The 22,985-nt window shown below is 76.9% G+C and carries 16 protein-coding genes; 6 read left to right on the top strand and 10 right to left on the bottom strand.

Annotated features, from left to right (window positions below; all coding sequences use genetic code 11):
- Positions 1 to 10: 10 nt before the first annotated feature.
- The 4 genes from ACI8AK_RS01470 to ACI8AK_RS01455 all read right to left on the bottom strand — a co-directional run bounded on the left by ACI8AK_RS01470 (position 11) and on the right by ACI8AK_RS01455 (position 5,615).
- Positions 11 to 2,971, bottom strand: coding sequence for an AAA family ATPase (locus ACI8AK_RS01470; protein ID WP_456954900.1), 2,961 nt, complete (start codon positions 2,969 to 2,971; stop codon positions 11 to 13).
- Positions 2,968 to 4,119 carry an exonuclease SbcCD subunit D gene (locus ACI8AK_RS01465; RefSeq protein ID WP_456901339.1) on the bottom strand — a complete coding sequence of 384 codons (1,152 nt, stop codon included), beginning with the start codon at positions 4,117 to 4,119 and terminating at the stop codon, positions 2,968 to 2,970. The genes ACI8AK_RS01470 and ACI8AK_RS01465 overlap by 4 nt, the downstream gene beginning before the upstream one ends.
- A 61-nt stretch (positions 4,120 to 4,180) precedes the next feature.
- Positions 4,181 to 4,729, bottom strand: coding sequence for a PH domain-containing protein (locus ACI8AK_RS01460; RefSeq protein ID WP_387994349.1), 549 nt, complete (start codon positions 4,727 to 4,729; stop codon positions 4,181 to 4,183).
- A 31-nt stretch (positions 4,730 to 4,760) separates the two neighbouring features.
- Positions 4,761 to 5,615 (bottom strand): biotin--[acetyl-CoA-carboxylase] ligase, encoded by an 855-nt coding sequence (locus ACI8AK_RS01455; protein WP_456954899.1) that lies wholly within the window; start codon positions 5,613 to 5,615, stop codon positions 4,761 to 4,763.
- Positions 5,616 to 5,633: 18 nt separating this feature from the next.
- Here ACI8AK_RS01455 and ACI8AK_RS01450 point away from each other — a divergent pair, with 18 nt between their 5' ends.
- From ACI8AK_RS01450 to ACI8AK_RS01430, 5 genes are all read left to right on the top strand, one after another.
- Positions 5,634 to 7,259 (top strand): acyl-CoA carboxylase subunit beta, encoded by a 1,626-nt coding sequence (locus tag ACI8AK_RS01450; protein ID WP_456901341.1) that lies wholly within the window; start codon positions 5,634 to 5,636, stop codon positions 7,257 to 7,259.
- Positions 7,260 to 7,273: 14 nt separating this feature from the next.
- Positions 7,274 to 7,489 (top strand): acyl-CoA carboxylase subunit epsilon, encoded by a 216-nt coding sequence (locus tag ACI8AK_RS01445; RefSeq protein WP_387994340.1) that lies wholly within the window; start codon positions 7,274 to 7,276, stop codon positions 7,487 to 7,489.
- A 73-nt stretch (positions 7,490 to 7,562) separates the two neighbouring features.
- The gene (locus ACI8AK_RS01440; RefSeq protein ID WP_387994337.1) at positions 7,563 to 8,171 is read left to right on the top strand and encodes a Maf family protein; all 609 of its coding nucleotides are present in this window, start codon (positions 7,563 to 7,565) and stop codon (positions 8,169 to 8,171) included.
- Positions 8,172 to 8,227: 56 nt separating this feature from the next.
- Positions 8,228 to 8,962 carry a class I SAM-dependent methyltransferase gene (locus ACI8AK_RS01435; RefSeq protein ID WP_387994335.1) on the top strand — a complete coding sequence of 245 codons (735 nt, stop codon included), beginning with the start codon at positions 8,228 to 8,230 and terminating at the stop codon, positions 8,960 to 8,962.
- 88 nt (positions 8,963 to 9,050) lie between these two features.
- A complete protein-coding gene (locus ACI8AK_RS01430; protein WP_456954898.1) occupies positions 9,051 to 10,814 on the top strand; it encodes an acetyl/propionyl/methylcrotonyl-CoA carboxylase subunit alpha in 1,764 nt (587 codons plus the stop codon).
- Between the two features lie 16 nt (positions 10,815 to 10,830).
- On the opposite strand, the gene ACI8AK_RS01425 is transcribed toward ACI8AK_RS01430, so the two are convergent.
- The 4 genes from ACI8AK_RS01425 to ACI8AK_RS01410 form a co-directional block, all read right to left on the bottom strand.
- On the bottom strand, positions 10,831 to 14,262 hold the full coding sequence (locus ACI8AK_RS01425; RefSeq protein WP_456954897.1) for a S8 family serine peptidase: 3,432 nt from the start codon (positions 14,260 to 14,262) through the stop codon (positions 10,831 to 10,833).
- Between the two features lie 65 nt (positions 14,263 to 14,327).
- Positions 14,328 to 16,988: a reprolysin-like metallopeptidase gene (locus ACI8AK_RS01420; RefSeq protein ID WP_456954896.1), complete on the bottom strand. Its 2,661-nt coding sequence runs from the start codon at positions 16,986 to 16,988 to the stop codon at positions 14,328 to 14,330.
- A 49-nt stretch (positions 16,989 to 17,037) separates the two neighbouring features.
- Positions 17,038 to 18,732: a reprolysin-like metallopeptidase gene (locus ACI8AK_RS01415; RefSeq protein ID WP_456954895.1), complete on the bottom strand. Its 1,695-nt coding sequence runs from the start codon at positions 18,730 to 18,732 to the stop codon at positions 17,038 to 17,040.
- A 105-nt stretch (positions 18,733 to 18,837) separates the two neighbouring features.
- Positions 18,838 to 20,292 (bottom strand): NAD(P)H-quinone dehydrogenase, encoded by a 1,455-nt coding sequence (locus ACI8AK_RS01410; RefSeq protein ID WP_456954953.1) that lies wholly within the window; start codon positions 20,290 to 20,292, stop codon positions 18,838 to 18,840.
- Positions 20,293 to 20,360: 68 nt separating this feature from the next.
- Between ACI8AK_RS01410 and ACI8AK_RS01405 the strand changes: the two genes are divergently transcribed.
- Positions 20,361 to 20,819: a gamma-glutamylcyclotransferase family protein gene (locus tag ACI8AK_RS01405; RefSeq protein WP_387987518.1), complete on the top strand. Its 459-nt coding sequence runs from the start codon at positions 20,361 to 20,363 to the stop codon at positions 20,817 to 20,819.
- Positions 20,820 to 20,919: 100 nt separating this feature from the next.
- Here the strand turns inward: ACI8AK_RS01405 and ACI8AK_RS01400 are convergent, their stop codons facing one another.
- Positions 20,920 to 21,819, bottom strand: a complete 900-nt coding sequence (locus ACI8AK_RS01400) for a hypothetical protein (RefSeq protein WP_456954894.1) — start codon at positions 21,817 to 21,819, stop codon at positions 20,920 to 20,922.
- A gap of 165 nt (positions 21,820 to 21,984) precedes the next feature.
- On the bottom strand, positions 21,985 to 22,974 hold the full coding sequence (meaB, locus tag ACI8AK_RS01395) for a methylmalonyl Co-A mutase-associated GTPase MeaB (RefSeq protein ID WP_456954893.1): 990 nt from the start codon (positions 22,972 to 22,974) through the stop codon (positions 21,985 to 21,987).
- Positions 22,975 to 22,985: the final 11 nt, after the last annotated feature.

Here is a 22,985-nt window from a genome sequence, read left to right as displayed (position 1 = left end):
CCGGCCGCGCTCAGCCGGCCAGCCGCGACCCCGCCCGCCCCGCGACGACCTCGAGGCGGGTGGGGATGCGGGTGCGCAGCTCCTCCAGGTGGCTGATCACGCCGACGGTCCGCCCGCCGCGGCGCAGCTCGTCGAGCACGCCCATGACCGCGTCGAGCGCCTGCGCGTCGAGGGTGCCGAAGCCCTCGTCGACGAACAGGGTGTCCATCTGCACCCCGCCGGCCTCGGCGGTGACGACGTCGGCCAGGCCCAGGGCCAGGGCGAGGGAGGCCATGAAGCTCTCCCCGCCCGACAGGGTCTTCGTCGGCCGCCGCACGCCGGTGTACTCGTCGAGGACGTCGAGGCCCAGGCCGCCGCGGGCGCCGTGGCGGCCCAGCGCGTCGCTGTGCAGGAAGGTGTAGCGGCCGCGGGACATCTCCTGCAGCCGCCTGCTGGCCACCTCGGCGACCTGCTCGAGCCGAGCGGCGAGCACGAACGACTGCAGCCGCATCCGCAGCGTGTTCGCCCCGCGCCCGCCGACCAGGTCGGCCAGGCCCGAGACCTGCTCGGCGCGGGCCCGCCGCTCGGCCAGCTCGACCTCGGCCGAGACGACGTCGCCGGCCAGCGCGTCGAGGGCGTCCGCGCAGCGGCGGGCCTGGTCGAGCGCGGTGACGGCGTCCTCGCGGCGGGCGGTCAGCTCCGCGCAGCGCTGCTGCCCGGCCGCGACATCGGGGCGCTCGCCGAGGTCGGCGAGCTCGGGGTCGGCGAGGGTGGCGACGACCACGGCGTGCGCCTCGTCGTGGTCGCGCAGCCGACGGTCCAGCGCGGCCAGCCGGCCGTCCTCCAGCAGGGCGGCGGCCGCCTCCCCCACGCCGGCGAACCCGGCCGCGGCGGCGCGCTGCTCCGCGGCGTCCCGGGCCTCCCCGGCGGCGGTGCGGGCGCGGCCCTCCTCCTCGGCGGCGGCGACGGCGGCCTCGCAGCGGGCGGCCTCGGCGGTGAGCCGCGCGACGCGGGCCGGCAGGTCCCGGTCCTCCCCGCGGGCAGCGTCGAGGCGGGCGGCCAGCTCGGCGTGGGACTCGGCGCGGGCGGCGTGCTCGGCGGTGACCCGCTGCAGCGCCTCGCGGTCGGCGGCCAGCGCCGTGGCGGCGGCGTCGCGCCGCTGCTCGGCCGCCGCCAGCTCGCGGCGGGCGGCCTCCACCCCGCGGGCCAGCGCCGCCACCTCGGCGCGCTCGGCCGCCGCGGCCGCCGCCCGCCCGGCCAGCTCGGCGGCCGGCAGCTCCCCGGCCTGCACGCGCAGCACCGCGAGCCGCCGCTCGAGCTCCTCGACCGCCCGGCCGGCGGCGGTGCGCCGCTCCTCGGCGGCGTCGACGGCGGCGCGGGCGCGCTCCTCGTCGTCGGCGGTGACCGCGGGGCCGGCCGGCACCGCGGGGCGCGGGTGCTCGGCCGAGCCGCAGACCGGGCAGTCGGCGCCGTCGGTCAGCCCGGCGGCGAGCTCGGCGGCCATGCCCTCCAGCCGGGCGGTGCGGACCTCGACCAGCCGCTCGCGGGCCTCCAGCCAGCCCAGGCGGGCGGCGTCGGCGGCCTTGGCGGCGCGGTCGAGCCGGCCGGTCACCTCCGCGGCGCGGGTGGCCGCCTCCAGCGCGGCGCGGGCGGCCTCGTCGGCGGCGGTGAGGCCGGGCAGGCGGGCGGCCGCGGCCTGCGCCGCGTCGAGCCGCGCCTGCGCCGCGGCGACCCGGGCGGGCTCCTCCTCGACGGCGCGGGCGCCGGCGGCGACCCGGCCGGTGAGCCGTTCACCCTCGCGGGCCAGGCGGGCGACCTCGGCGGCCAGGTCCGCGGCGCGGTCGGCCTCGGGCAGCAGGGCCCGCACCGCGGCGGCGGCGTCGCGCAGCTCCCGGGCCGGCTCCGGGCCGGCCGGGCGCCCGCCGGAGACCGCGGCCCAGGCGGCCTCGGCGGCCTCCCGGGCGGTGGCGGCCTGCTCGGCGGCGCGGGCGGCGCGCCCGGCGGCGCCCAGCACGTCGCGCAGCACCTCGGCGCGGCGGCCGGCGTCGGCCCGGTCCCGCAGCGGCGCCAGCTCCGGCTCGCGCGCGGTGAGCCGCTCCAGCTCGGCGCGGGCCCGGTCGCGGCGGGCGTGCCGGTCGGCCAGCGCCCGGGCGGCGGCGAGCTCCGCCTCGGCCCGGGTGCTCGCGGCGGCGGCGTCGTCGGCCTCGGCGGCCGCGGCGACCAGCCGCTCGGCCGCCCGGCCCCGCACCCCGGTCACCCAGGCGCCGACCGAGGCGCCGGGGCGGGCGCCGACCAGCTCGGGGGCGAGCTCCTCGGGCACCTCGACGTCGGCGATCTGGGCGACGCGGTGCAGCAGCGTGCTGACCCGGTGCCGGTCGGCGCGCAGCTCCTCCTCGGCGGCCCGCCGCTCCCCGGCCAGCCAGTCCTCGGCGCGGGCGAACCGGTCGACGTCGAACAGGGTGCGCAGCAGCCGGCCGCGGTCCTCGGGCTCGGCGCGCAGGAAGCGGGCGAAGTCGCCCTGGGGCAGCAGCACCACCTGGCAGAACTGCTCGGCCGACAGGCCCAGCCGCACCCGCAGGTACTCCGAGCCCTCGTCGATGCGGGTGCTCACCGGCTCCCAGCCGTCGGCCGTGTGGCGCTGCACGGTGAGCTTGGCCTGCTCGGTGGTCTCCCCGGTGCCGCGCTTCTTCGGCCGGGTCTGCTCCGGGCGGCGGACGACCAGCAGCCGCTCGCCGGCGAGGGTCAGCTCGCAGGAGACCTCGGTGCGGGTGGCCGCGTCGGCGTGGTCGCTGCGCAGCCGGCGGGCCTCGCCGCGGGCGCCGGGGACGGTGCCGTAGAGCGCGAAGACCACGGCGTCGAGCAGCGTCGTCTTGCCCGCGCCGGTGGGGCCCCAGAGCAGGAACAGCCCGTCGCGGGCCACCTCGTCGACCCGGACGGTCTCGGTGCCGGCGAAGGGCCCGAAGGCGGTGAGGGTGAGGGTGTGCAGCCTCACCGGGCGAGCTCCTCGCGGCCCGCGGCGCCCAGCGCCCGGGCCAGCAGGTCGCGCTCGGCGGGTGTGACGCCCACCCCGCCGCGGACGTGCGCGACGAACTCCCCCGCGACGTCGAGGTCGTCCCGGCCGCGCAGCCGCTCCTGGTAGCTGCGGCCGTCGCCGCCGGCGGTGCCGCCGATCCACTCCAGGTGCACGCACTGGCCGAACCGGGTGCGCAGCGCGCGCATCGGGTCGGCGGGGCGGACGGGGTCGGTGAGCCGGGCGGACACCCATGCCTCCTCGGCGGCGGTGTGGGCGGGGTCGGCGAGCAGGTCGTCGAGGGTGCCGGTGAGCACGGTCAGCGGCCGGGGCGCGGGCAGCGGCACGGACCGGACGCCGGCCAGCCCGCCGGCGTCGAGGTCGACCAGCCACACCTGCTTGTCCTGCCCGGCCTCGCCGAAGGAGTACCCCAGCGGGGAGCCGCTGTAGCGCATCCGGTCGCTGAGGGTCTGCGGGCGGTGCAGGTGCCCCAGCGCCACGTAGTCGACGCCGTCGAACACCGGCGCCGGCACCACGTCGACCCCGCCGACGCAGATGTCGCGCTCGCTGTCGCTGGCCACCCCGCCGCCGACGAAGGCGTGCGCGAGCACCACCGAGCGGGTGCCGGGGCGCAGGAACAGGTCGGCGCGCACCCGGTCCATCGCCGCCCGCAGGACGCCCTCGTGGCTGCGCGCGTCCGGCACGCCGAGCTCGTGCCGGGCGATCTCCGGCTCGAGGTAGGGCAGCCCGTAGACGGCGACCTCGCCGTGCGCGTCGGCCAGCAGCACCGGCTCGTCCAGCCGCGCGGTCTCGGCGCGGACGTGCAGCCCGGCCTTGGTCAGCAGCGAGGAGAAGGTGCCCAGCCGCCGCGCCGAGTCGTGGTTGCCCGGGGTGAGGACGACCGTGGCGCCGGCGCCGACCAGGCGGCCGACCACCCGGTCGAGCACGGCCTGCGCGTCGGCCGAGGGCACCGCCCGGTCGTAGACGTCCCCGGCCACGACGACGGCGTCGACGCCCTCGTCGGCCACGACCCGGGCCAGCCCGGACAGCACCGCCTCCTGCTCGGCGAGCAGCTCCGCGCCGTGCAGCGACCGCCCGATGTGCCAGTCCGAGGTGTGCAGCAGCCGCATGGGCGCGCAGGGTAGGTCGGGGGTACGACAGAACCGGGCCAGGCTCGCCGTGACCGGTCGGTCACACCCCGGCGTCGTCGTACCCGTACCGGTCGGCGGCAGCGCCGGCCCAGGGGTCCCCGTCCGCGTCCTCCTCGACCAGCCGGACCAGCAGCTGCTGCACGTCGGCGCAGGCGGGCAGGCGCTCGAGCACCACCGGGCCGCCCTCGCCGGCCGTCTCGACGGTCAGCGTCCCGGAGCGCAGCACCCGCTGCCCGAGCGTCTGGTGGATCGAGACGTCGGTGACGCGCGACAGCGGCACGTCCCGGCCACGGCGGGACAGCACGCCCGAGCGGACCAGCAGCCGGTGCGTGGTCACGACGGTGTGCGTAGTCCGCCAGCGCAGCACCGGACGCACGACGAGCACGACGAGGGCGACCAGCACCGCCGCCAGCAGCGCCGACCGGAGCACGCCCTGCTGCCGGCCGGCCGGGACGAGGGCGGCGAGGTAGGAGCCGGCGCCGACGACGGCGAGGAGCCCGACCACGGGCCAGAACAGCGTCGTCCAGTGCGGGTGCAGGTGGACGACGACCTCCTCGTCGTCGGCCAGCAGCCTGTCGGGGTAGGGCACCTCGCCAGGATGACCGAGCGCGGACCGCGCGTCAGGCTCCGGCGGGGCGTGTCCGGACGTGCTGCACGTCCCCGCTGGCCAGCTCCACCGTGCCGCCGTCGGTGCGGACCACCAGCCGGCCGTCCCAGTCGACGGCGGTCGCGGTCCCCGACAGCGCCGACCCGTCGGGCAGCGTGACGGTCACCTCGGCGCCGACCGTCGAGCACCAGGCGAGGTAGTCCGCGGCCAGGCCGGTGGCGACCGGGTCGCCGAGCGCCGCCGTCCAGGCGAGGTAGCGCCGCTCGAGCGCCCGCAGGTAGGCCAGCAGGACCGGCCCCCGGTCGACCGGGGCTCCGGTGACCAGCGCCAGTGACGACCCGGTCGGCGGCAGCTCCTCGCGGCGGGTGCCGACGTTGAGCCCGGTCCCGACGACGACCGCGGGGCGGGCGGGGGCGGACACCGCCTCGGCCAGGATCCCGGCGAGCTTGGCGCCGTCGACCGCGAGCAGGTCGTTGGGCCACTTGAGCGAGGTGCGCACGCCGGTGACCTCGCCGACGGCCTCGGCCAGCGCCACGCCGGTGAGCAGCGGCAGCCAGCCGCGGCGGGCGGCCGGGACGTCGGGGCGCAGGAGCACCGAGACGGTGAGCCCGGCCCGCGGCGGGGAGGTCCAGGTGCGGTCGAGCCGGCCCCGCCCGGCGGCCTGGTGCTCGGCGACGAGGACCGCGCCCTCGGGCAGGTCGTCGTCGGCGGCCCGCTCCGCGAGGACCGCGTTGGTGGAGCCGACCTCCTCGACGACCTCCAGCGAGCGCCACAGCCGGCTGTCCCTGGTGAGCGCGGCCTGCAGCGCCGCGGCGTCGAGCGGGGGGCGGTCCAGCTCCGACCAGCGGGCGGAGGGCGTGTCGGGCACTCCCCTACGCTACGGGCCGTGAGTGCGGCTGAACTGGAGAGCGCCGGCGAGCACGTCCCCGGCGACATCGACATCCACACGACCGCCGGCAAGCTGGCGGACTTCGAGCGCCGCGTCCAGGAGGCCACGCACGCCGGCTCCGAGCGGGCGGTGGAGAAGCAGCACGCGGCGGGCAAGATGACCGCCCGCGAGCGGATCGAGGCGCTGCTGGACCCGGGCTCGTTCACCGAGCTCGACGAGTTCGCCCGCCACCGCTCCACCAACTTCGGCATGGACGCCCGGCGGCCGTTCGGTGACGGCGTCGTCACCGGCTACGGGACGGTCGACGGCCGCCCGGTGTGCGTGTTCTCCCAGGACGTCACCGTCTTCGGCGGCAGCCTCGGCGAGGTCTACGGCGAGAAGATCGTCAAGGTCCTCGACCTGGCCGTCCGCAACGGCTGCCCGGTCATCGGGATCAACGAGGGCGGCGGCGCGCGCATCCAGGAGGGCGTGGTCTCCCTCGGCCTCTACGGCGAGATCTTCCGGCGCAACGTGCACGCCTCCGGCGTCGTCCCGCAGATCTCGCTGGTCATGGGCGCCGCGGCCGGCGGGCACGTCTACTCCCCCGCGCTCACCGACTTCATCGTCATGGTCGACCAGACGAGCCAGATGTTCATCACCGGTCCCGACGTCGTGAAGACCGTGACCGGCGAGGACGTCACCCTCGAGGAGCTCGGCGGCGCCCGCACGCACAACACCAGGTCCGGCGTCGCGCACTACCTGGCCGAGGACGAGGCCGACGCGCTCGACTACGTCAAGGCGCTGCTGTCCTACCTGCCGAGCAACAACCTCGACCCGCTGCCGGCCGTCGAGGTCGCCCCGGCCGACACGACGCCGGACGGCGTCACGGACTCCGACCACGAGCTCGACACGGTCGTCCCGGACTCGCCGAACACCCCCTACGACATGCACACCGTCATCGAGCACGTGCTCGACGACGGCGAGTTCCTCGAGGTGCAGGCGCTGTTCGCGCCGAACATCGTGGTCGGCTTCGGCCGGGTCGAGGGCCGGCCGGTCGGCGTCGTGGCCAACCAGCCCACCCAGTTCGCCGGCACGCTGGACATCGACGCCAGCGAGAAGGCGGCCCGGTTCGTGCGCACCTGCGACGCCTTCAACGTCCCGGTGCTCACCTTCGTCGACGTCCCGGGTTTCCTCCCCGGGACGTCGCAGGAGTGGGAGGGGATCATCCGCCGCGGCGCGAAGCTCATCTACGCCTACGCCGAGGCCACGGTCCCGAAGATCACGGTCATCACGCGCAAGGCGTACGGCGGCGCCTACGACGTCATGGGGTCCAAGCACCTCGGCGCCGACCTGAACCTCGCCTGGCCGACCGCGCAGGTCGCCGTCATGGGCGCCCAGGGCGCGGTGAACATCCTCTACCGGCGCGAGCTGGCCGACTCCCCGGACGCCGACGCCCGCCGCGCGGAGCTCATCACCGAGTACGAGGACGCGCTGCTGTCGCCGTACATCGCGGCCGACCGCGGGTACGTGGACCAGGTGATCCGCCCCTCGGAGACCCGCATCGAGATCACCAAGGCGCTGCGGCTGCTGGCCAACAAGCGCCAGACGCTGCCCCCGAAGAAGCACGGGAACATCCCCCTGTGAGCGGACATCGGCCTGTGAGCGAGGAGCAGCGCCCGCTCCTGCGGGTGGTCCGCGGCGAGCCGACCGACGAGGAGCTCGCCGCCCTGACCGTCGTCGTGGCCGCGCTCTCGCAGCGCCGGCCGCGCCGGCGCCCGACCCCGGTCGGTGCGTGGGCGAGCCGAGCCGACGCGCACCGGCAGCCGCTGCAGCCCGGCCCCGGCGGCTGGCGCGCGTCCGGGCGCTTCGCGTGAGCGAGCTCGCGAGCTCGTGCGGACCACGGGCAGAGCCGCGGCTGCGGACGACGAGCGCCGGCGAGGAGAACGCATGACCGGGACCCGCCGGCTGGTGCTGGCCTCGGCGTCCCCGGCCCGGTTGGCGCTGCTGCGCCAGGCGGGCCTCGCGCCCGAGGTCGTGGTCAGCGACGTCGACGAGACCACGGTGACGGCGCCGCGCGTCGCCGAGCGGGTCGCCCTGCTGGCGTCGGCCAAGGCGTCGGCCGTCGCCGCGCGGGAGGAGGACGCCCTGGTGGTGGGCGCGGACTCGCTGCTGGAGTTCCGCGGCCAGCCGATGGGCAAGCCGGCTGACGCCGCGGAGGCGCGGGAGCGGTGGCGGCGGATGTCGGGCCGCTCGGGCGTGCTGCACACCGGCCAGGCCCTGCTCGACGTCCGCGGCGGGGTGGTCGAGTCCCGCGACGTCGTCGTCACCTCGACCGTCGTGTACTTCGCCACCCCGACGGCCGCGGAGGTCGAGGCCTACCTGGCCACGGGCGAGCCGCTGGCGGTCGCGGGCGCGTTCACCCTCGACGGCCTCGGCGCCCCGTTCGTGCGCCGGGTCGAGGGCGACCCGGCGTCGGTGGTCGGGCTGTCGCTGGCCGCGCTGCGGGAGCAGCTGCGCCGCCGCGGGCTCACGGTCACCGACCTCTGGCGGCGCTGACCAGCACGGATGCCGCGGCGCTGGCTGCCACCCACCGACCGGCCTAGGGTCCGGCCGTGGACACACGCTCCCTGCGCACGGCGTGGGACACCTTCGGCTCGCGGGACCCGATGTGGGCGGTGCTCACCGAGCCCGACCGCCGCGGCGGGCGCTGGGACCCCGAGGAGTTCTTCGCGACCGGTGTCCGCGTGGTCGACGACGTCATGGCGCTGGCCGACTCCCTCCGGCTGCCGGCCCGGCGGGAGACGGCGCTGGACTTCGGCTGCGGGGTGGGCCGGCTGACCCAGGCCCTGGCCCGGCACTTCGACCGGGTCACCGGGGTGGACATCGCGCCGTCGATGCTCGCCGAGGCGCGCCGGCACGACCCCGAGGGCCGCTGCACCTTCGTCCACAACGAGGCGGCGGACCTGTCGGTGTTCCCCGACGACAGCTTCGACCTGGTGCTGTCGACGATCGTGCTGCAGCACATGCCGCCCGAGCTGTCGCTGCGCTACGCCGAGGAGTTCGGCCGGGTGCTGCGGCCCGGCGGGCTGGCGGTCTTCGCCGTCCCCACCGGCCCGTCGGACACCCTGGTCGGCCGGCTGTACCGGACGGTGCCCCGGCCGCTGGTGCACGCCTACGTCCGGCGGCGGTTCGGTGCGGTGCTGCAGATGCACGGCCTGCCGATGGAGGTCCTGCTGCCCCGCCTGACCGAGCGCGGCCTGGTGGTGCTGCGGGTCCAGCCCGACGACAGCCCGGGGCCCAACTGGCGGGGGTTCCGGTACGCCGTCACCAAGCCGGCCGCCGGCTGAGCCGCGCTCGCGGCTCCCCGCCCTACTGCGGGCGGGCGGGCGGGCGCTGGCTAGAGTCCGACCGGTCCGTCTTCGAGGGAGTACGCCGGTGCAGAAGGTCCTGATCGCCAACCGCGGGGAGATCGCGGTCCGGGTCGCCCGCGCCTGCCGGGACGCCGGGCTGACCAGCGTCGCGGTCTACGCCGAGCCCGACCGCGACGCCCTGCACGTCCGCGTCGCCGACGAGGCGTTCGCCCTGGGCGGGACGACGCCCGGCGACTCCTACCTGGTCATCGACAAGGTCGTCGACGCCGCGAAGCGCTCCGGCGCCGACGCCGTCCACCCCGGCTACGGCTTCCTGTCGGAGAACGCCGACTTCGCCCAGGCAGTCCTCGACGCCGGGCTGACCTGGATCGGCCCCTCCCCCGAGTCGATCATCGCCCTCGGCGACAAGGTCGCCGCGCGGCACATCGCCACCAAGGCCGGCGCGCCGCTGGTGCCCGGCACCAAGGAACCGGTCTCCGGCGCCGACGAGGTGCTGGCCTTCGCCCGGGAGCACGGCCTGCCGGTGGCGATCAAGGCCGCGTTCGGCGGTGGCGGGCGCGGCCTGAAGGTCGCCCGCACCGAGGAGGAGATCCCGCACCTGTTCGACTCCGCCGTCCGCGAGGCCGTGTCGGCCTTCGGCCGCGGCGAGTGCTTCGTGGAGCGGTTCCTCGACAAGCCGCGGCACGTCGAGGCGCAGGTCCTGGCCGACACGCACGGCAACGTGGTCGTCGTCGGCACCCGCGACTGCTCGCTGCAGCGGCGCAACCAGAAGCTCGTGGAGGAGGCCCCGGCGCCGTTCCTGACCGACGAGCAGCGGGCGCGCATCCACGAGTCGGCCAAGGCGATCTGCCGGGAGGCCGGCTACCACGGCGCCGGCACCGTCGAGTACCTCGTCGGCGTCGACGGCTCGATCTCCTTCCTCGAGGTCAACACCCGTCTGCAGGTGGAGCACCCGGTCAGCGAGGAGACCAGCGGCATCGACCTGGTGCGCCAGCAGTTCCGCATCGCCGAGGGGCTGCCGCTGGAGATCACCGAGGACCCGGCCCCGCGCGGGCACAGCATCGAGTTCCGGATCAACGCCGAGGACGCCGGCCGCAACTTCATGCCGGCCCCCGGCCCGGTCACCCGGCTGGAGATCCCCCAGGGCCCGGGCGTTCGCTGGGACTCCGGCGTCGAGACCGGCGGCGAGGTGGCCGGCGCGTTCGACTCGATGCTGGCCAAGCTGATCGTCACCGGCGCCAGCCGTGCGGAGGCGCTGCAGCGTGCCCGCCGCGCACTGGACGAGCTGGTCGTCGAGGGCATGCCCACCGTCATCCCGTTCCACCGCGCGGTGGTCCGCGACGAGGCGTTCACCAGCGAGCCGTTCACCGTGCACACCCGCTGGATCGAGACCGAGTGGGACAACCAGGTCCAGCCCTACGGCGCAGCGCCGGCCGGGGCCGACGAGGAGGAGCCGCGGCAGACCGTCGTCGTCGAGGTCGGCGGGCGGCGGCTGGAGGTCTCCCTGCCCGCCGGGCTGGCCGCGGGCGGCGGGGCGCCGGTGGCCGCCGGCGGTGGCGCCAAGCCGCGCAAGCGGGGCTCGGGCCACGGCGGTTCCGCGGTGTCCGGCGACTCCCTGACCTCGCCGATGCAGGGCACGATCGTGAAGGTCGCCGTCGAGGACGGTGACACCGTCGAGGCCGGTGACCTCGTCGTCGTCCTCGAGGCGATGAAGATGGAGCAGCCCCTCACCGCGCACAAGGCGGGCACCGTGACCGGGCTGTCGGCCGAGGTCGGCGCCACCGTCACCAGCGGCGCGGTCATCTGCACGATCGCCGACGCCGAGTAGGGGCCGCGCGGCCGGGTCAGCCCAGGCTCACCGTCACCTGACCGCCCCGCACCGTGATGCGGCCGCGCTGGAACGCCTGGCTCACGCTGCCGTCGGCGGCCGTGACGGCGTTGCCCAGCGGATAGCCGAGCTGCCCGGACTCGCCCCAGTGGGAGTCGTAGACCGGGGAGATCGGCTGCAGCACCGCGTACGCGCCGGTGGCCGGCGAGGTGTGGATCCGGCCGAACTGGAACGCCTGCGTCCACCCGTTGCCCGGCGTCGGGTACCGGGCCCCGACGGGGTAGCCCAGGACGCCGGACTCGCCCCACAGCGGGTCGTAGGCCTTCGAGATGTCCCCGTACACCGCGTGCGCGCCCGTCCCCGGGGACGTGTGGATCCGGCCGAACTGGAACGCCTGCGTCCACCCGTTCCCCGGCGTCGGGTACCGGTCGCTGATCGGATAGCCGAGCACCCCGGACTCGCCCCACAGCGGGTCGTAGGCCCTCGAGATGTCGCCGTACACGGCGTGCGCGCCGCTGGCCGGCGAGGTGTGGATGCGGCCGAACTGGAACGCCTGGGTCCAGCCGTTCCCGGGCGTGGGGTAGCGGTCGCTCACCGGGTAGCCGAGCACCCCGGACTCGCCCCACAGCGGGTCGTAGGCCCTCGAGATGTCCCCGTACACGGCGTGGGCGCCCGTTCCGGGTGACCAGTGGATGCGCCCGTTCTGGAAGGCCTGGGTGATGCCGCCCCCGGCCGTGCCGTAGCGGGCGCCCACCGGGTAGCCCAGCACCCCCGACTCCCCGCGCAGCGCGTCGTAGGCGCCCGAGACCGGGCCGTACACCGCGTGCGCGCCGCTGGCCGGCGAGGTGTGGATCCGGCCGAACTGGAACGCCTGGGTCCAGCCGTTCCCGGGTGTCGGGTAGCGGTCGCCCACCGGGTAGCCGAGCACCCCGGACTCGCCCCACAGCGGGTCGTAGGCCTTCGAGATGTCCCCGTACACCGCGTGCGCGCCCGTCCCCGGGGACGTGTGGATCCGGCCGAACTGGAACGCCTGCGTCCACCCGTTGCCCGGCGTCGGGTACCGGTCGCCGATCGGATAGCCGAGCACCCCGGACTCGCCCCACAGCGGGTCGTAGACCCTCGAGATGTCCCCGTACACCGCGTGCGCCCCCGTGGCGGCCGACCAGTGGATGCGTCCGTTCTGGTACGCCTGGGTCAGGCCGCCCCCGGTGGTGGCGTAGGCCGCGCCGACGCGGGCCCCCAGCGGGCCGGTGCTGCCGCCGGTGGCCGCGTACGCCGCGGCGACGGCACTCGTGCCGGCGTCGGCCCCCGACGGCGTGACGGCCGTGCTCGGCCCGCCGGCCGGGCCGGTGCCGACGGCGTTGGTGGCGGTCACCGTGAACGTGTAGGACGTGCCGTTGGTCAGGCCGGTCACCGTCGCGCTCGTCGCCCCGGTGGTGGTGGCGGTGGCGCCGCCGGGCGCGGCCGTGACGGTGTAGCCGGTCACCGGGCTGCCGTTGTCGGCGGCCGGGGACCAGGACACGGTCGCCGACCGGTCGCCGGCCGTGGCGGTGACGCCGGCCGGGGCGCCGGGACTCGTCGCCACGGTGGACGAGACCGTCACGGTCACCTCGGGACCCGCCTGCCCCCAGGCGTCGACGACGGCGACCGCGTAGTCGCGCGACGTCCCGGCCGGCGGGGCGGCGACCGCGGCACCGGCCGTCTGCGGGGTGGCCACGACGGCGCCGTCGACGGCGACGCGGTAGGTGTACGCGACGCCCACGTCGTCCCAGGTGAGCAGGGCGCGGTCGCCGTCGGTCCGGCCGGTCAGGCCGGTGACCGCCCCGGGCGGGGCGGGACGTCCGCTGCCGGTGACCACGGCCTCGGAGAAGCCGGACTGGCGGCCGAGGTCGTCCACCCCGCGCAGCTGCCAGCGGGTCTCCTGGGTGGGCATCGCGCCGATGCCGATGCCGACCGTCCGCGGTGTACCGGTCAGGCTCACGGCGTAGACGCCGATGCTGACGCCGTCGCGGTAGAGGGCCACCTTCGGCACCGCGGGGCCGGCGACCGACGCGGTCACGTCGAGGACCGCGCTGGTGGCGGTGCCCCGCAGCGTCGCGGAGTGCAGCGTCGGCGTCGCGGGGGCCGCGGGGCCGACCGTGGCGAGGGCCGCCGCGCTCCGCGCCCCGCCGTCGGCCTGGACGTCGACGGCGACCTGGTTGCCGTCGGTGAGCCCGGTGACCCGCGCCGTGGTGCCGGTGACGGTGGCCCGCACAGCGCCGTCGACGCGCACGGTGTAGGAGGTGGCCCCGGCGACCGGCGCCCAGCTCACGTCGAGGGTGCCCGGGGACGGCACGACCGTGGGCGCGGCGCCGGCGCGGTCGGCGGCGGCGAAGGCGGCCGGGACCGACAGGCGGCCGGCGCCCCAGGCGCGGTCCCACGTGCCGCTGCTGTCGGCGCCGGCCTGCAGGGCCGCCTGCACCTGCTCGGGCGTGATGCCGGGGTGGCTCGCCCGCAGCAGGGCGACGGCGCCGGCGACGGCCGGACCGGAGAACGAGGTGCCGCTGCCGCTGCCGTACCCGTCGCCGGGCATCGGCAGCAGGACGCTCTCGCCGACGGTGGCGACGTCGGCCTGCCAGCCGTGCACCGCCCAGTCGGCCGGGGCCCCGGTCGGCGTGGTGGCGGAGACGGCGACGACCCCGCTGTTGGCGGCCGGGTACATGACCGGGTTGCCGTTGAGCCCGTCGTTGCCGGTGGAGGCCACGACCGGGACACCCCGGTCGAGGGCGTAGCGGATGGCGACCCCGGTGACGTCGGAGTAGCCGGCGCCGGCGAGGGACATGTTGACGACGTCGGCGCCGTGGTCGACGGCCCAGAGGATCCCGCGGGCCACCGCGGCGGAGGGGCAGCTCGGCGCGCACACGCGGACGGGCATGATCCGCGCCTCCGGGGCCATGCCGGCGCTGCCGATCCCGTTGTCGGCGCGCGCGGCGATCACGCCGGCCACGCCGGTCCCGTGCCACTCGCCGTCGGGTGCCGCGCCGGTCGTGTCCGTACCCGGGACGAACGCGCCCGCGAGGTCGGGGTGGGTGGTGTCGACGGTGGTGTCGAGGACGGCCACGACCTGGCCGGCCCCGCGGGTCCTCGGCCACACGTCCCGGACGGCGCCGACCTGCTGCGGGTCGTCGGCCTCCCAGAACGGGTCGCCGCCCTGCGGCCGGTAGGTCACCGACGGGCTCGCCTCGACGACGTCGGCGCGCGCCTCGAGGGAGGCCTCCGTCCGGTCGGCGCTGCCGCCGGGCACGGAGACGGTCTCGACGACGTACTCGCCGTCGACGACCTTGAGCACGTCGATGGTGACCGGCTCGTCCGCCGCGTGCGCAGGAGCCGCGACGAGGACGAGCAGCGTGGTGGTGACCGCCCCGGTCAGGGCGGCGCCGAGCCGGGACAGGCTCCGGGTACGCGACATGGCACGCGTATCGGCACGGGTCCGTCCGTGGCTGAGGTGTCGCCGGCGTCCGTCCCCCGAGGGGGTCAGGAGGCGTAGGTGACCCGCGTCCCGAGGGACGAGGAGGTGACGCTGCCGCCCTGGAAGTCCTGCCGGTACACGTCGGGGCGGATCCAGGCGCCGTGCCGGACGGGATAGCCCAGCCGGCCCGCCTCCCCGCCCACGGCGTCGTACGCGCGCGAGACGGCACCGGTGACCGGGATGGCGCCGGTCGCGGGCGACCAGTGGATCCGCCCGTTCTGGAAGGCCTGCGTCACCCCGCCGCCCACCGTCGGGTACGGCTCGGTGACCGGGTAGCCCAGCACGCCGGACTCGCCCCAGAGCCGGTCGTACTCGAAGCGGCCGGGGCCGTGCACGGCGTGCGCCCCGGTGCCGGGCGACCAGTGGATCCGCCCGTTCTGGAACGCCTGCGTCCAGCCGCCCTGCGCGGTCGGGTAGCGGGCCGCGACCGGGTAGCCGAGCACGCCGGACTCGCCCCACAGCGGGTCGTAGGCCCGGCCGATCACCGACAGCACCGCGTGCCCGCCGGTCGCCGGGGACCAGTGGATCCGCCCGTTCTGGAACGCCTGGGTCACCCCGCCGTTCGCCGTGGGGTAGCGGTCGGTGACCGGGTAGCCGAGCACCCCGGACTCGCCCCACAGCGGGTCGTAGGCCTTCGAGACCTCGCCGTGGACCGCGTGGCCCCCGGTCGCGGGCGACCAGTGGATGCGGCCGTTCTGGAACGCCTGGGTCACGCCGCCGTTGGCGGTCGCGTACCGCTCCCCCACCGGGTAGCCCAGCACGCCGGACTCGCCCCACAGCGGGTCGTACGCGCGGGAGACGTCGCCGTACACCGCGTGTGCCCCCGTGGCGGCCGACCAGTGGATCCGCCCGTGCTGGAACGCCTGCGTCGCGCCGCCGTTCGCTGTCGCGTACTGGTCGCCCACCGGGTAGCCGAGCGGACCGGACTCGCCCCACAGCGGGTCGTACGCCGCGCCGATGACCGCGCCGACGAGGTGCGCACCGGTCGCCGGGGACCAGTGGATGCGGCCCCACCGGAACGCCTGCGTCCACCCGCCGTCCCGGGTCGCGTACTGCTCCCCGGTCGGGTAGCCGATGCCGCTCCCGGAGGAGTCCCCCCGCCGGCGGTACTCCTCGAGCAGGACGCCGCGGACGACGTGCGCGCCCGTCGCCGGCGAGTGGTAGACGCTGCCGCCGGGGAAGTGCTGCACGCACCCGCCCCACGGCAGCCCGCAGGTGGCCGGCCAGCCCGGGGTGCCGAGCCCGCCGTCGGCCGCCGCCGCGGCCGCGATCGCCGCCGGGCCGGCGGGCACGACCTCCACCGTGGCCTGCTCGGGGGTGACGGCCCGGACCGCGACGGTGACGTCGCCGCCCGAGACCGGGACCGCGCGCCCGTCCGCGGGCAGCACGACCTGCACGTCGGCGCTCCAGCCACTGCTCGCCGACGGCGTGCCGTCGAGCAGGAGCGTGTCGTCGTCCTGCCCCGGCGCGGTGCGGCGCAGCAGCACGCCCGGCTGCGGCGCGGCGGGACCGAGCTGCCCCAGCCAGCTGTCGCGGCCGGTGCCGCCGGCGGGCCGGTACTCCAGCCAGTAGACGGCGCCGTCAGCGTCGGTGAACCGCAGCGCGTGGGCCCGGTCGGCGGTCCTCGCGTCCCAGCGCGGGAGGACGTAGGTGCCGCCGTCCGGGCCGACGTCCATGGCGGGGAGGTACGACACGACCTGGGCGACGTGCGGCGCGGACAGCGAGCCCAGCCGCTCCCACGAGAAGCCCATGACGTCGTAGTAGTCGGCGTAGGACGAGGTCCGGCAGGTGCCGGTCTCCACCGAGCGGTCGCACTGCAGCGCCGAGGCGTGCCCGAGGCCGAGGTTGTGGCCGAGCTCGTGGGCGATGACCGAGGTGCCGGTGTCCTGGACGTAGGCCACTCCCCCCTCGGCCATCGACCCGCTGACGGTGCCCAGGCCGTAGGCGCAGCCGGGCGCGTCCCGCGGCACGTAGACGAGCAGGTGCTCCCCGCGGTACGGGGTCCAGCCCGCCGCCCGGGCCGCCGCGTCCCACAGGGCGAAGGGGTCCTCGCAGGTGGCGGTGCTGGGGATCCAGTCCGTCCGGCTCACGACGCCGAACCGGATGCTGCCGCCGGTCTGCTGCGACCAGTAGTCGGCCACCGGGCCGTCCACCGCGGCGACGACGTCGGCGAGCGTGGTGGGGTCGGCCGCCCGCTGGGCCGCGGCGTCGGCCGGCTGCACCATGACCACGCGCACCGGGTGGTTGACCGGCTCCGTCGCCGGGGCGGTCGGCGGCCGGTCGGCCGCGGCGACCACCTCGGCGGACAGCACCTCGTGTGCGGGCTCCAGGCCGTCCTCCGAGGCGGCGTCCTCGACGGGACCGCCCAGGGTCACCTCGACGGTCGCGCCGGCCTCGGCGCCGCCCAGGTCCTCGGTGGGGACGCGCACGGTCTCCCCCGGCGCGGTCCGGATCCAGCTCAGCAGCCCGGGGTCCTCCGCCGCGCCGTGGTGGCGCCCCGGCGTCTCGGGGTCGGCGTAGGCCTGGACCAGCCGGCCGACGACGGTGTCGCCGGCGGCCGGGGCCCCGTCCTCCGCCCGGGCGGCCGGGACGCCGCCGACCAGGGAGAGGACGGCCGCCACGGCGACGGCGGCGGCTGCGAGGCGCGGACGGCGGTCGACGTGCACGGCTCCTCCATCGGCAGCCGCGGCGCCGGACCGCACCCGGACGGGCAGGTCAGCCGCGGCGCAGCCGCGGGAGGACCCGCCGGGTGGCCAGCACGGTCCCGCCGAGGCCGGCGACGCCGCCGGCCGCGAGCGCCGGGGTGGCCCAGCCGCTGCCGGCGGGCTCGGTGGCGGCCGCCTCGACCGGTGCCGCGGCGACCGGGGCGGGGTCCTCGACCGCGGGCGCCGGGGCCTGCGGCGCGACGGCGGGTGCGGGCGGCGCGACGGGGGGTGCGGGCGGCGCGGCCGGGACGGCGGCGGGCGCGGGGGCGGCCGCCCCGGGGCTGCCGGGCAGGACCTGCGGCGCTGGGGCGGCCGGGGCGGGGGCCGGGACGGCGGCCGCCGCGGACGTGCGGACGACGGTCACCGTGGCGCCGGCCGGGGTGACCGCGTCCAGGGTGACGGTCAGCGCGCCGCCGGCGACGGCGACCGGCACGCCCGGCACCAGCGCCGTCTGCAGGTCCGTCTCCCAGCCGGCCGCGGCCGACGGGCTGCCGTCGAGCAGCAGCGAGGTGTCCGGCATCCCGCCGGCGCGGTGCAGCAGCACGCCGCTGTCGAGCCGGTAGCGGTTGTCCGAGGTCAGCCACGCGTCGCGGCCGACGGCGGTGCGGTACTCCAGCCAGTAGTCGGTGCCGGCGGCGTCGGTCAGGCGCAGCGCCCGGGTGCCGGTACCGCCGCCGAGGGGCGCGAGGGTGGCCGTCGTCGTCCCGTCGCCTGCGGTCTGCACGGCCGCGGCCGGGAGCACGCCGAGCCGGTCGGCCTGGGTGGCGGTGAGCGCGCCGATCCGGTCCCAGGAGACGCCCATGACGTCGTAGAAGTCGCGGTAGGCGGCGGTGCGGCAGGCGCCGGTCTCGACGGTGCCGTCGCACTGCAGGGCGCTCGAGTGGCCCAGGCCGAAGTTGTGGCCGAGCTCGTGGGCGACGACCGAGGCCAGGTCGTCACGGACGTAGAGCCGCCCGCCCGAGGCGGGACCCGTACCGACCTGCCCCAGGGCGTAGGAGCAGCCGGGCAGGTCCTGCGGCCGGCTGCTGACGTAGAGCAGCAGGTGCCGGCCGGGGCCGGCCTGGAAGCCGACACGCGCGGCGACCTCGTCCCACAGCGCGGTGGGGTCGGCGCAGCCGGAGGCGGTGGTCATCCAGTCGTGGGCGGCGGTGACCCCGACGGTCACCGCGCCGCCGGTCTGCTGCGCCCAGAAGGCCGCGACGTCGCCGTTGACCGTGTCGACGACGTCCGCGAGCGCGGTGCCGTCCGGGGTACCGCCGGCGGGCGCGACCATCGCGACGGTCACCTGGTTGGTGACCGAGCCGGCCGGGACCGTGGTCGCCGCCCGCGCGGTGCGCACGACCTGCGTGTCGAGCACCTCGAGCGCCGGCTCGTAGCCGTCCTCGGCGGCCTCGTCGTCGGCGGTGCCGCCGACGGTCACCTCGACGGTGCTGCCGACGTCGATGCCGGCGACCGCGTCGGTCGGCACGCGCACCGAGGTGCCGTCGGCGCCCTCGACGAAGGTCAGCGGCTGCTCGTGCGACTCCCCCGCGTGCTGGCCCTCGAGCGAGGTCTCCGGCCAGGCCTGCACGAGCTCCCCGACCACGGTGGTGGCACCGGCGTCGGCCTGCGCCACGGCCACCGGCCCGGTGCACAGCGCGACGACGGCGCCGGCGAGGGCGATGGCGCGCGGGAGGGACCGCGACAGGACTCGGGAGGCGTGCATCCCTCCCGGCATCGGCGGGCCGGCGTCCCAGGTGCACCACCCGGGACCCCACCCGTCACAGGCGCCGCGACGGCCCCGTCCCGCGCGCCCCGGCCGTCACGGGCGTCACGCCAGCGCGTCGGCCCCCATCAGCCTCCGGCCGGCCTCGGTGATCGAGCCCGACAGCGACGGGTAGATGGCGAAGGTGTGCGCGAGGTCGCTCACGGTCAGGCCCTTGGTGACCGCGAGCGCGATCGGCAGGATCAGCTCGCTGGCGCCGGGCGACACGACCACCCCGCCGACGACGACGCCGGTGGCCTTGCGGGCGAACAGCTTCACGAACCCGGCGTGCAGGTCGCTCATCTTCGCCCGAGCGTTGGTGGCCAGCGGCAGCCGGACGACGTCGAGGTCGTGGCCCTCGGGCAGCGTCTTCTCCTGCACGCCGACCGTGGCGATCTCCGGGTGGGTGAACACGTTGGCGGCCACCGTCTTGAGCCGGATCGGCTGCACCGCCTCGCCGAGCGCGTGCCACATGGCGATCCGGCCCTGCATGGCCGCGACGCTGGCGAGCTGGAAGACGCCCGTGACGTCACCGGCGGCGTAGATGCCGGGCACGTTGGTGCGCGACACCCGGTCGACGACGACGTGGCCGGACTCGCGCAGCTCCACGCCGCACGCCTCGAGGTTCAGGCCGGCGGTGTTCGGCACGGTCCCGACGGTCATCAGCGCGTGCGAGCCCTCGACGGTGCGCCCGTCGGTGAGCTCGACCAGCACGCCCTTCTCGGTGCGCGTCACGGACGCGGCGCGGCCGCGCTCGGCGATCCGCCCGCCGCGGGCCTGGAAGACCTCGGCGATGACGTCGGCGGCGTCGGCGTCCTCGCCGGGCAGCACCTGGTCGCGGGAGGAGACGAGGGTGACCGGCACGCCGGCCTCCAGGTAGCCGGAGGCGAACTCCGCGCCGGTGACACCGGAGCCGACGACGACGAGGTGCTCCGGCATCTCGTCGAGGTCGTAGAGCTGGCGCCAGTCGAGGATCCGCTCACCGTCGGGCTCGCTGCCGGGCAGCACGCGTGGGTCGGCGCCGGTGGCGATGAGGACGACGTCGCACTCCAGCGTCTCCCGCACCCCGCCGTCGCGGTCGAGGACCTCGACGCGGTGCTCGACCAGCCCCCGGACGTCGTCGGCGAGCCGGCCCTGCCCGGAGACGAGGCGCACGCCCTCGGCCTCGAGCCGGGCGTGGATGTCGGCCGACTGCGCGACGGCCAGGCCCTTGACGCGGGCGTTGACGGTGGCGAGGTCGAGGCCGACGGTGGCCAGGTCGGCGCCGCGCAGGCCGAGGACGTTGGAGTCCCGGACCGACGTCATGGTGCCCGCGGCGGCGATGAAGGTCTTCGAGGGCACGCAGTCGGTGAGGACGCTGGCGCCCCCCAGGCCGTCGCGTTCCACGACGGTGACCTGCGCACCGAGAGAGGCGGCCACCAGCGCGGCCTCGTAGCCGGCCGGGCCGCCGCCGATGATGACGATGCGGGTCATGCGGGTCTCCTGCGTCGTGGACCGGGGGTTCGCCGTCCATCCTCCCAGCCCGGGCGGGCGGTGTCGGCAGGCTCACGGGGTCGCGCGGGCCACAGCGGCCGTAGGCTCGGTCGGCGATGGGTCTCTACGCCGCGTACGGGTCCAACATGGACCCCGAGCAGATGCTGCGCCGCTGCCCGTCCTCACCGCACGTCGGCACCGGCTGGATCCGCGGCTGGCGGCTCGCCTTCGGCGGCGAGGAGTACGGCTGGGAGGGTGCGCTGGCCACCCTCGTGCCCGCCGAGGACCGCGAGGCGCCCGGCGTGTTCGTCGCCCTCTACGACCTCACGCCCGCCGACGAGCGCGAGCTCGACGCCTGGGAGGGCGCCGACCGCGGGCTCTACCGCAAGCTCAACCTGCGGGTGCACACCCTCGGCGGCGACGTCGTCGCCTACGTCTACGCGCTGGACGCCTTCGAGGGCGGGCTGCCCTCGGCGCGGCACCTGGGCGCGATCGCCGACGCCGCCGAGGCCGCCGGTGCACCCGACGACTACCTCGCCGAGCTCCGCGCCCGCGACTGCCGCTCCACCTTCTGACCACTTCTGCCGCACCCTCGCGGCCGGTTCCCCCGCGATCACGGAGTTCGCGTGGCGACACGCCGTCGCCGTCCGGTGTGTCGCCACCGGAACTCCGTGATCACCGCCGGACGGGCAGCCGGAGGGCCCGCGCCACCTCGGCGACCATCCGCCGGTGCTCGCGGTGGACGTCCGCAGCCGTGACGTGCAGCAGGGTCCAGCCGCGCTCGGTGGTGCCGTTGTGCCGGCGCCGGTCGTCGCGCAGCTGCTCCGGCGTCGTGTGCGCCGCGTGCCCGTCGTACTCGGCGGCGACCCGCTGCTCCCGCCAGCCGGTGTCGAGGTACCAGCTGCACCCGTTGCCGAGGACCCGGACCTGGACGTCGGGCGCCGGGAGCCCACCCTCGATGAACCGCCAGCGCATCCGCGACTCCATCGGCGACTCGGCCAGCCCGTTCGCGTGGGGGACGAGACGCCGCAGCCGGACGACCTCGCGCAGTCCGCGCTGCCGCTCGACCTCCGCGGCCAGCTCCGCCCGGGTGCACCCCCTAGTGCCCAGCGCCGCGTCGAGCGTCGCCAGCCCGTCGATCGGCGCGGTCGCGCGAACCACGTCGCAGGCGGTCCGCGCCGGCGGCGTGCACCAGACGCCGTCGAGGAGCACCGCGTCGTCGGTTCCGAGGACCGACGGGTGCACCCGGATGCCCGGGCGGCTCCGGTTCGCCACGGACGGCGGGCCGAGGAAGTGCAGCGTGTCGTCGCCGAGGACGTCGAAGCCCCACAGCGCCGCGGCTGTCGAGTGGCACGCGACCAGGTCGGCGCCCACCACCAGCGCGGCCGCGCGCACCTGCGACCCGAGGGAGTCCGGCAGCTCGGCGTCGGCCAGCACGCCGCGCCAGCGGGTGCGCCGCCAGCGCCCGGAGTCGACCAGTCGCCGGACCTCCCACTCGGTCAGCCCCTCGCGGGCCTGCGTGACTGTGGAGACGCCACCCTGGCGCGCGATCGTCCGGTACAGCGCGAAGTCCACGCCGCGACCCTCGGGGCGGACGGCGCCGCCGGGCGCCGCCGCGGACCGGCTGTGGACGCCCGCCCGGCTGTGGACCGCCCGCGATCATGGAGCTGCGGTGGCGACACACCAGTGCATCGGCGACGTGTCGCCACCGGCGCTCCATGATCGCGGGGGCGGGGACTCTCAGGCGTCCGGGGTGCCGAGGAAGGTCTCCAGGATCTGCCGGGCGGCCAGGGCCGGGGTGAGCTCGCCGGCCAGCACGGCCTTCTCCAGCTCCGGCGTCGACGACCGGACGGCGGGGTGCGCGCGCAGCCGGTGCTCGAGCCCGTCGCGCACGAGCTGCCAGGTCCAGCGCACCTGCTGCGCCCGGCGACGCTCGTCGAACGCCCCCGAGGCCCGCGCCCGGTCCTGGTGCTCGACCAGCTTGGCCCACACCTCGGCCAGCCCCTCGCCGGTGAGCCCCGCGCAGGTCAGCACCGGCACGTCCCACTCGGAGTGCCCGCGCAGCATCCGGATCGCCCCGGCCAGCTCCCGGGCGGCCTTGCGCGCGTCGGCGGCGGCCGGCCCGTCGGCCTTGTTGACGGCGATGACGTCGGCGAGCTCGAGGATGCCGCGCTTGATCCCCTGCAGCTGGTCGCCGGTGCGGGCCAGCGTCAGGAACAGGAACGAGTCGACCATCTCCGCGACGGTGACCTCCGACTGCCCGACGCCGACGGTCTCCACCAGCACGACGTCGTAGCCGGCCGCCTCGACGACGACCATCGACTCCCGCGTCGCCTGCGCGACCCCGCCGAGCGTCCCCGCGGTCGGCGCGGGACGGATGAAGGCGTTCCGGTCGACGGCCAGCCGCGCCATCCGGGTCTTGTCGCCCAGGATCGACCCGCCCGAGCGCGCCGACGACGGGTCGACCGCCAGCACCGCCACCCGGTGCCCGGCAGCGGTGAGGTCGACGCCGAGCTGGTCGATGAACGTCGACTTCCCCACCCCGGGCACGCCGGAGATGCCGACCCGCCGGGCGTCCCCCGCGTGCGGCAGGAGCTCGACCAGCAGCTCCTGCGCCCGCTCGCGGTGGTCGGCGCGGCGGGACTCGACCAGCGTGATCGCCCGCGCCAGCGACCGGCGGTCGCCGCCCAGCACCCCCTCGACGAGCGCGGGGACGTCCGGTGCGGGCATCAGTGGCCCAT

It is taken from the genome of Geodermatophilus sp. SYSU D00867, from assembly GCF_054050315.1.
Note: the sequence above shows the minus strand (reverse complement) of the source record. Positions and strands in the feature narration are given on the sequence as shown.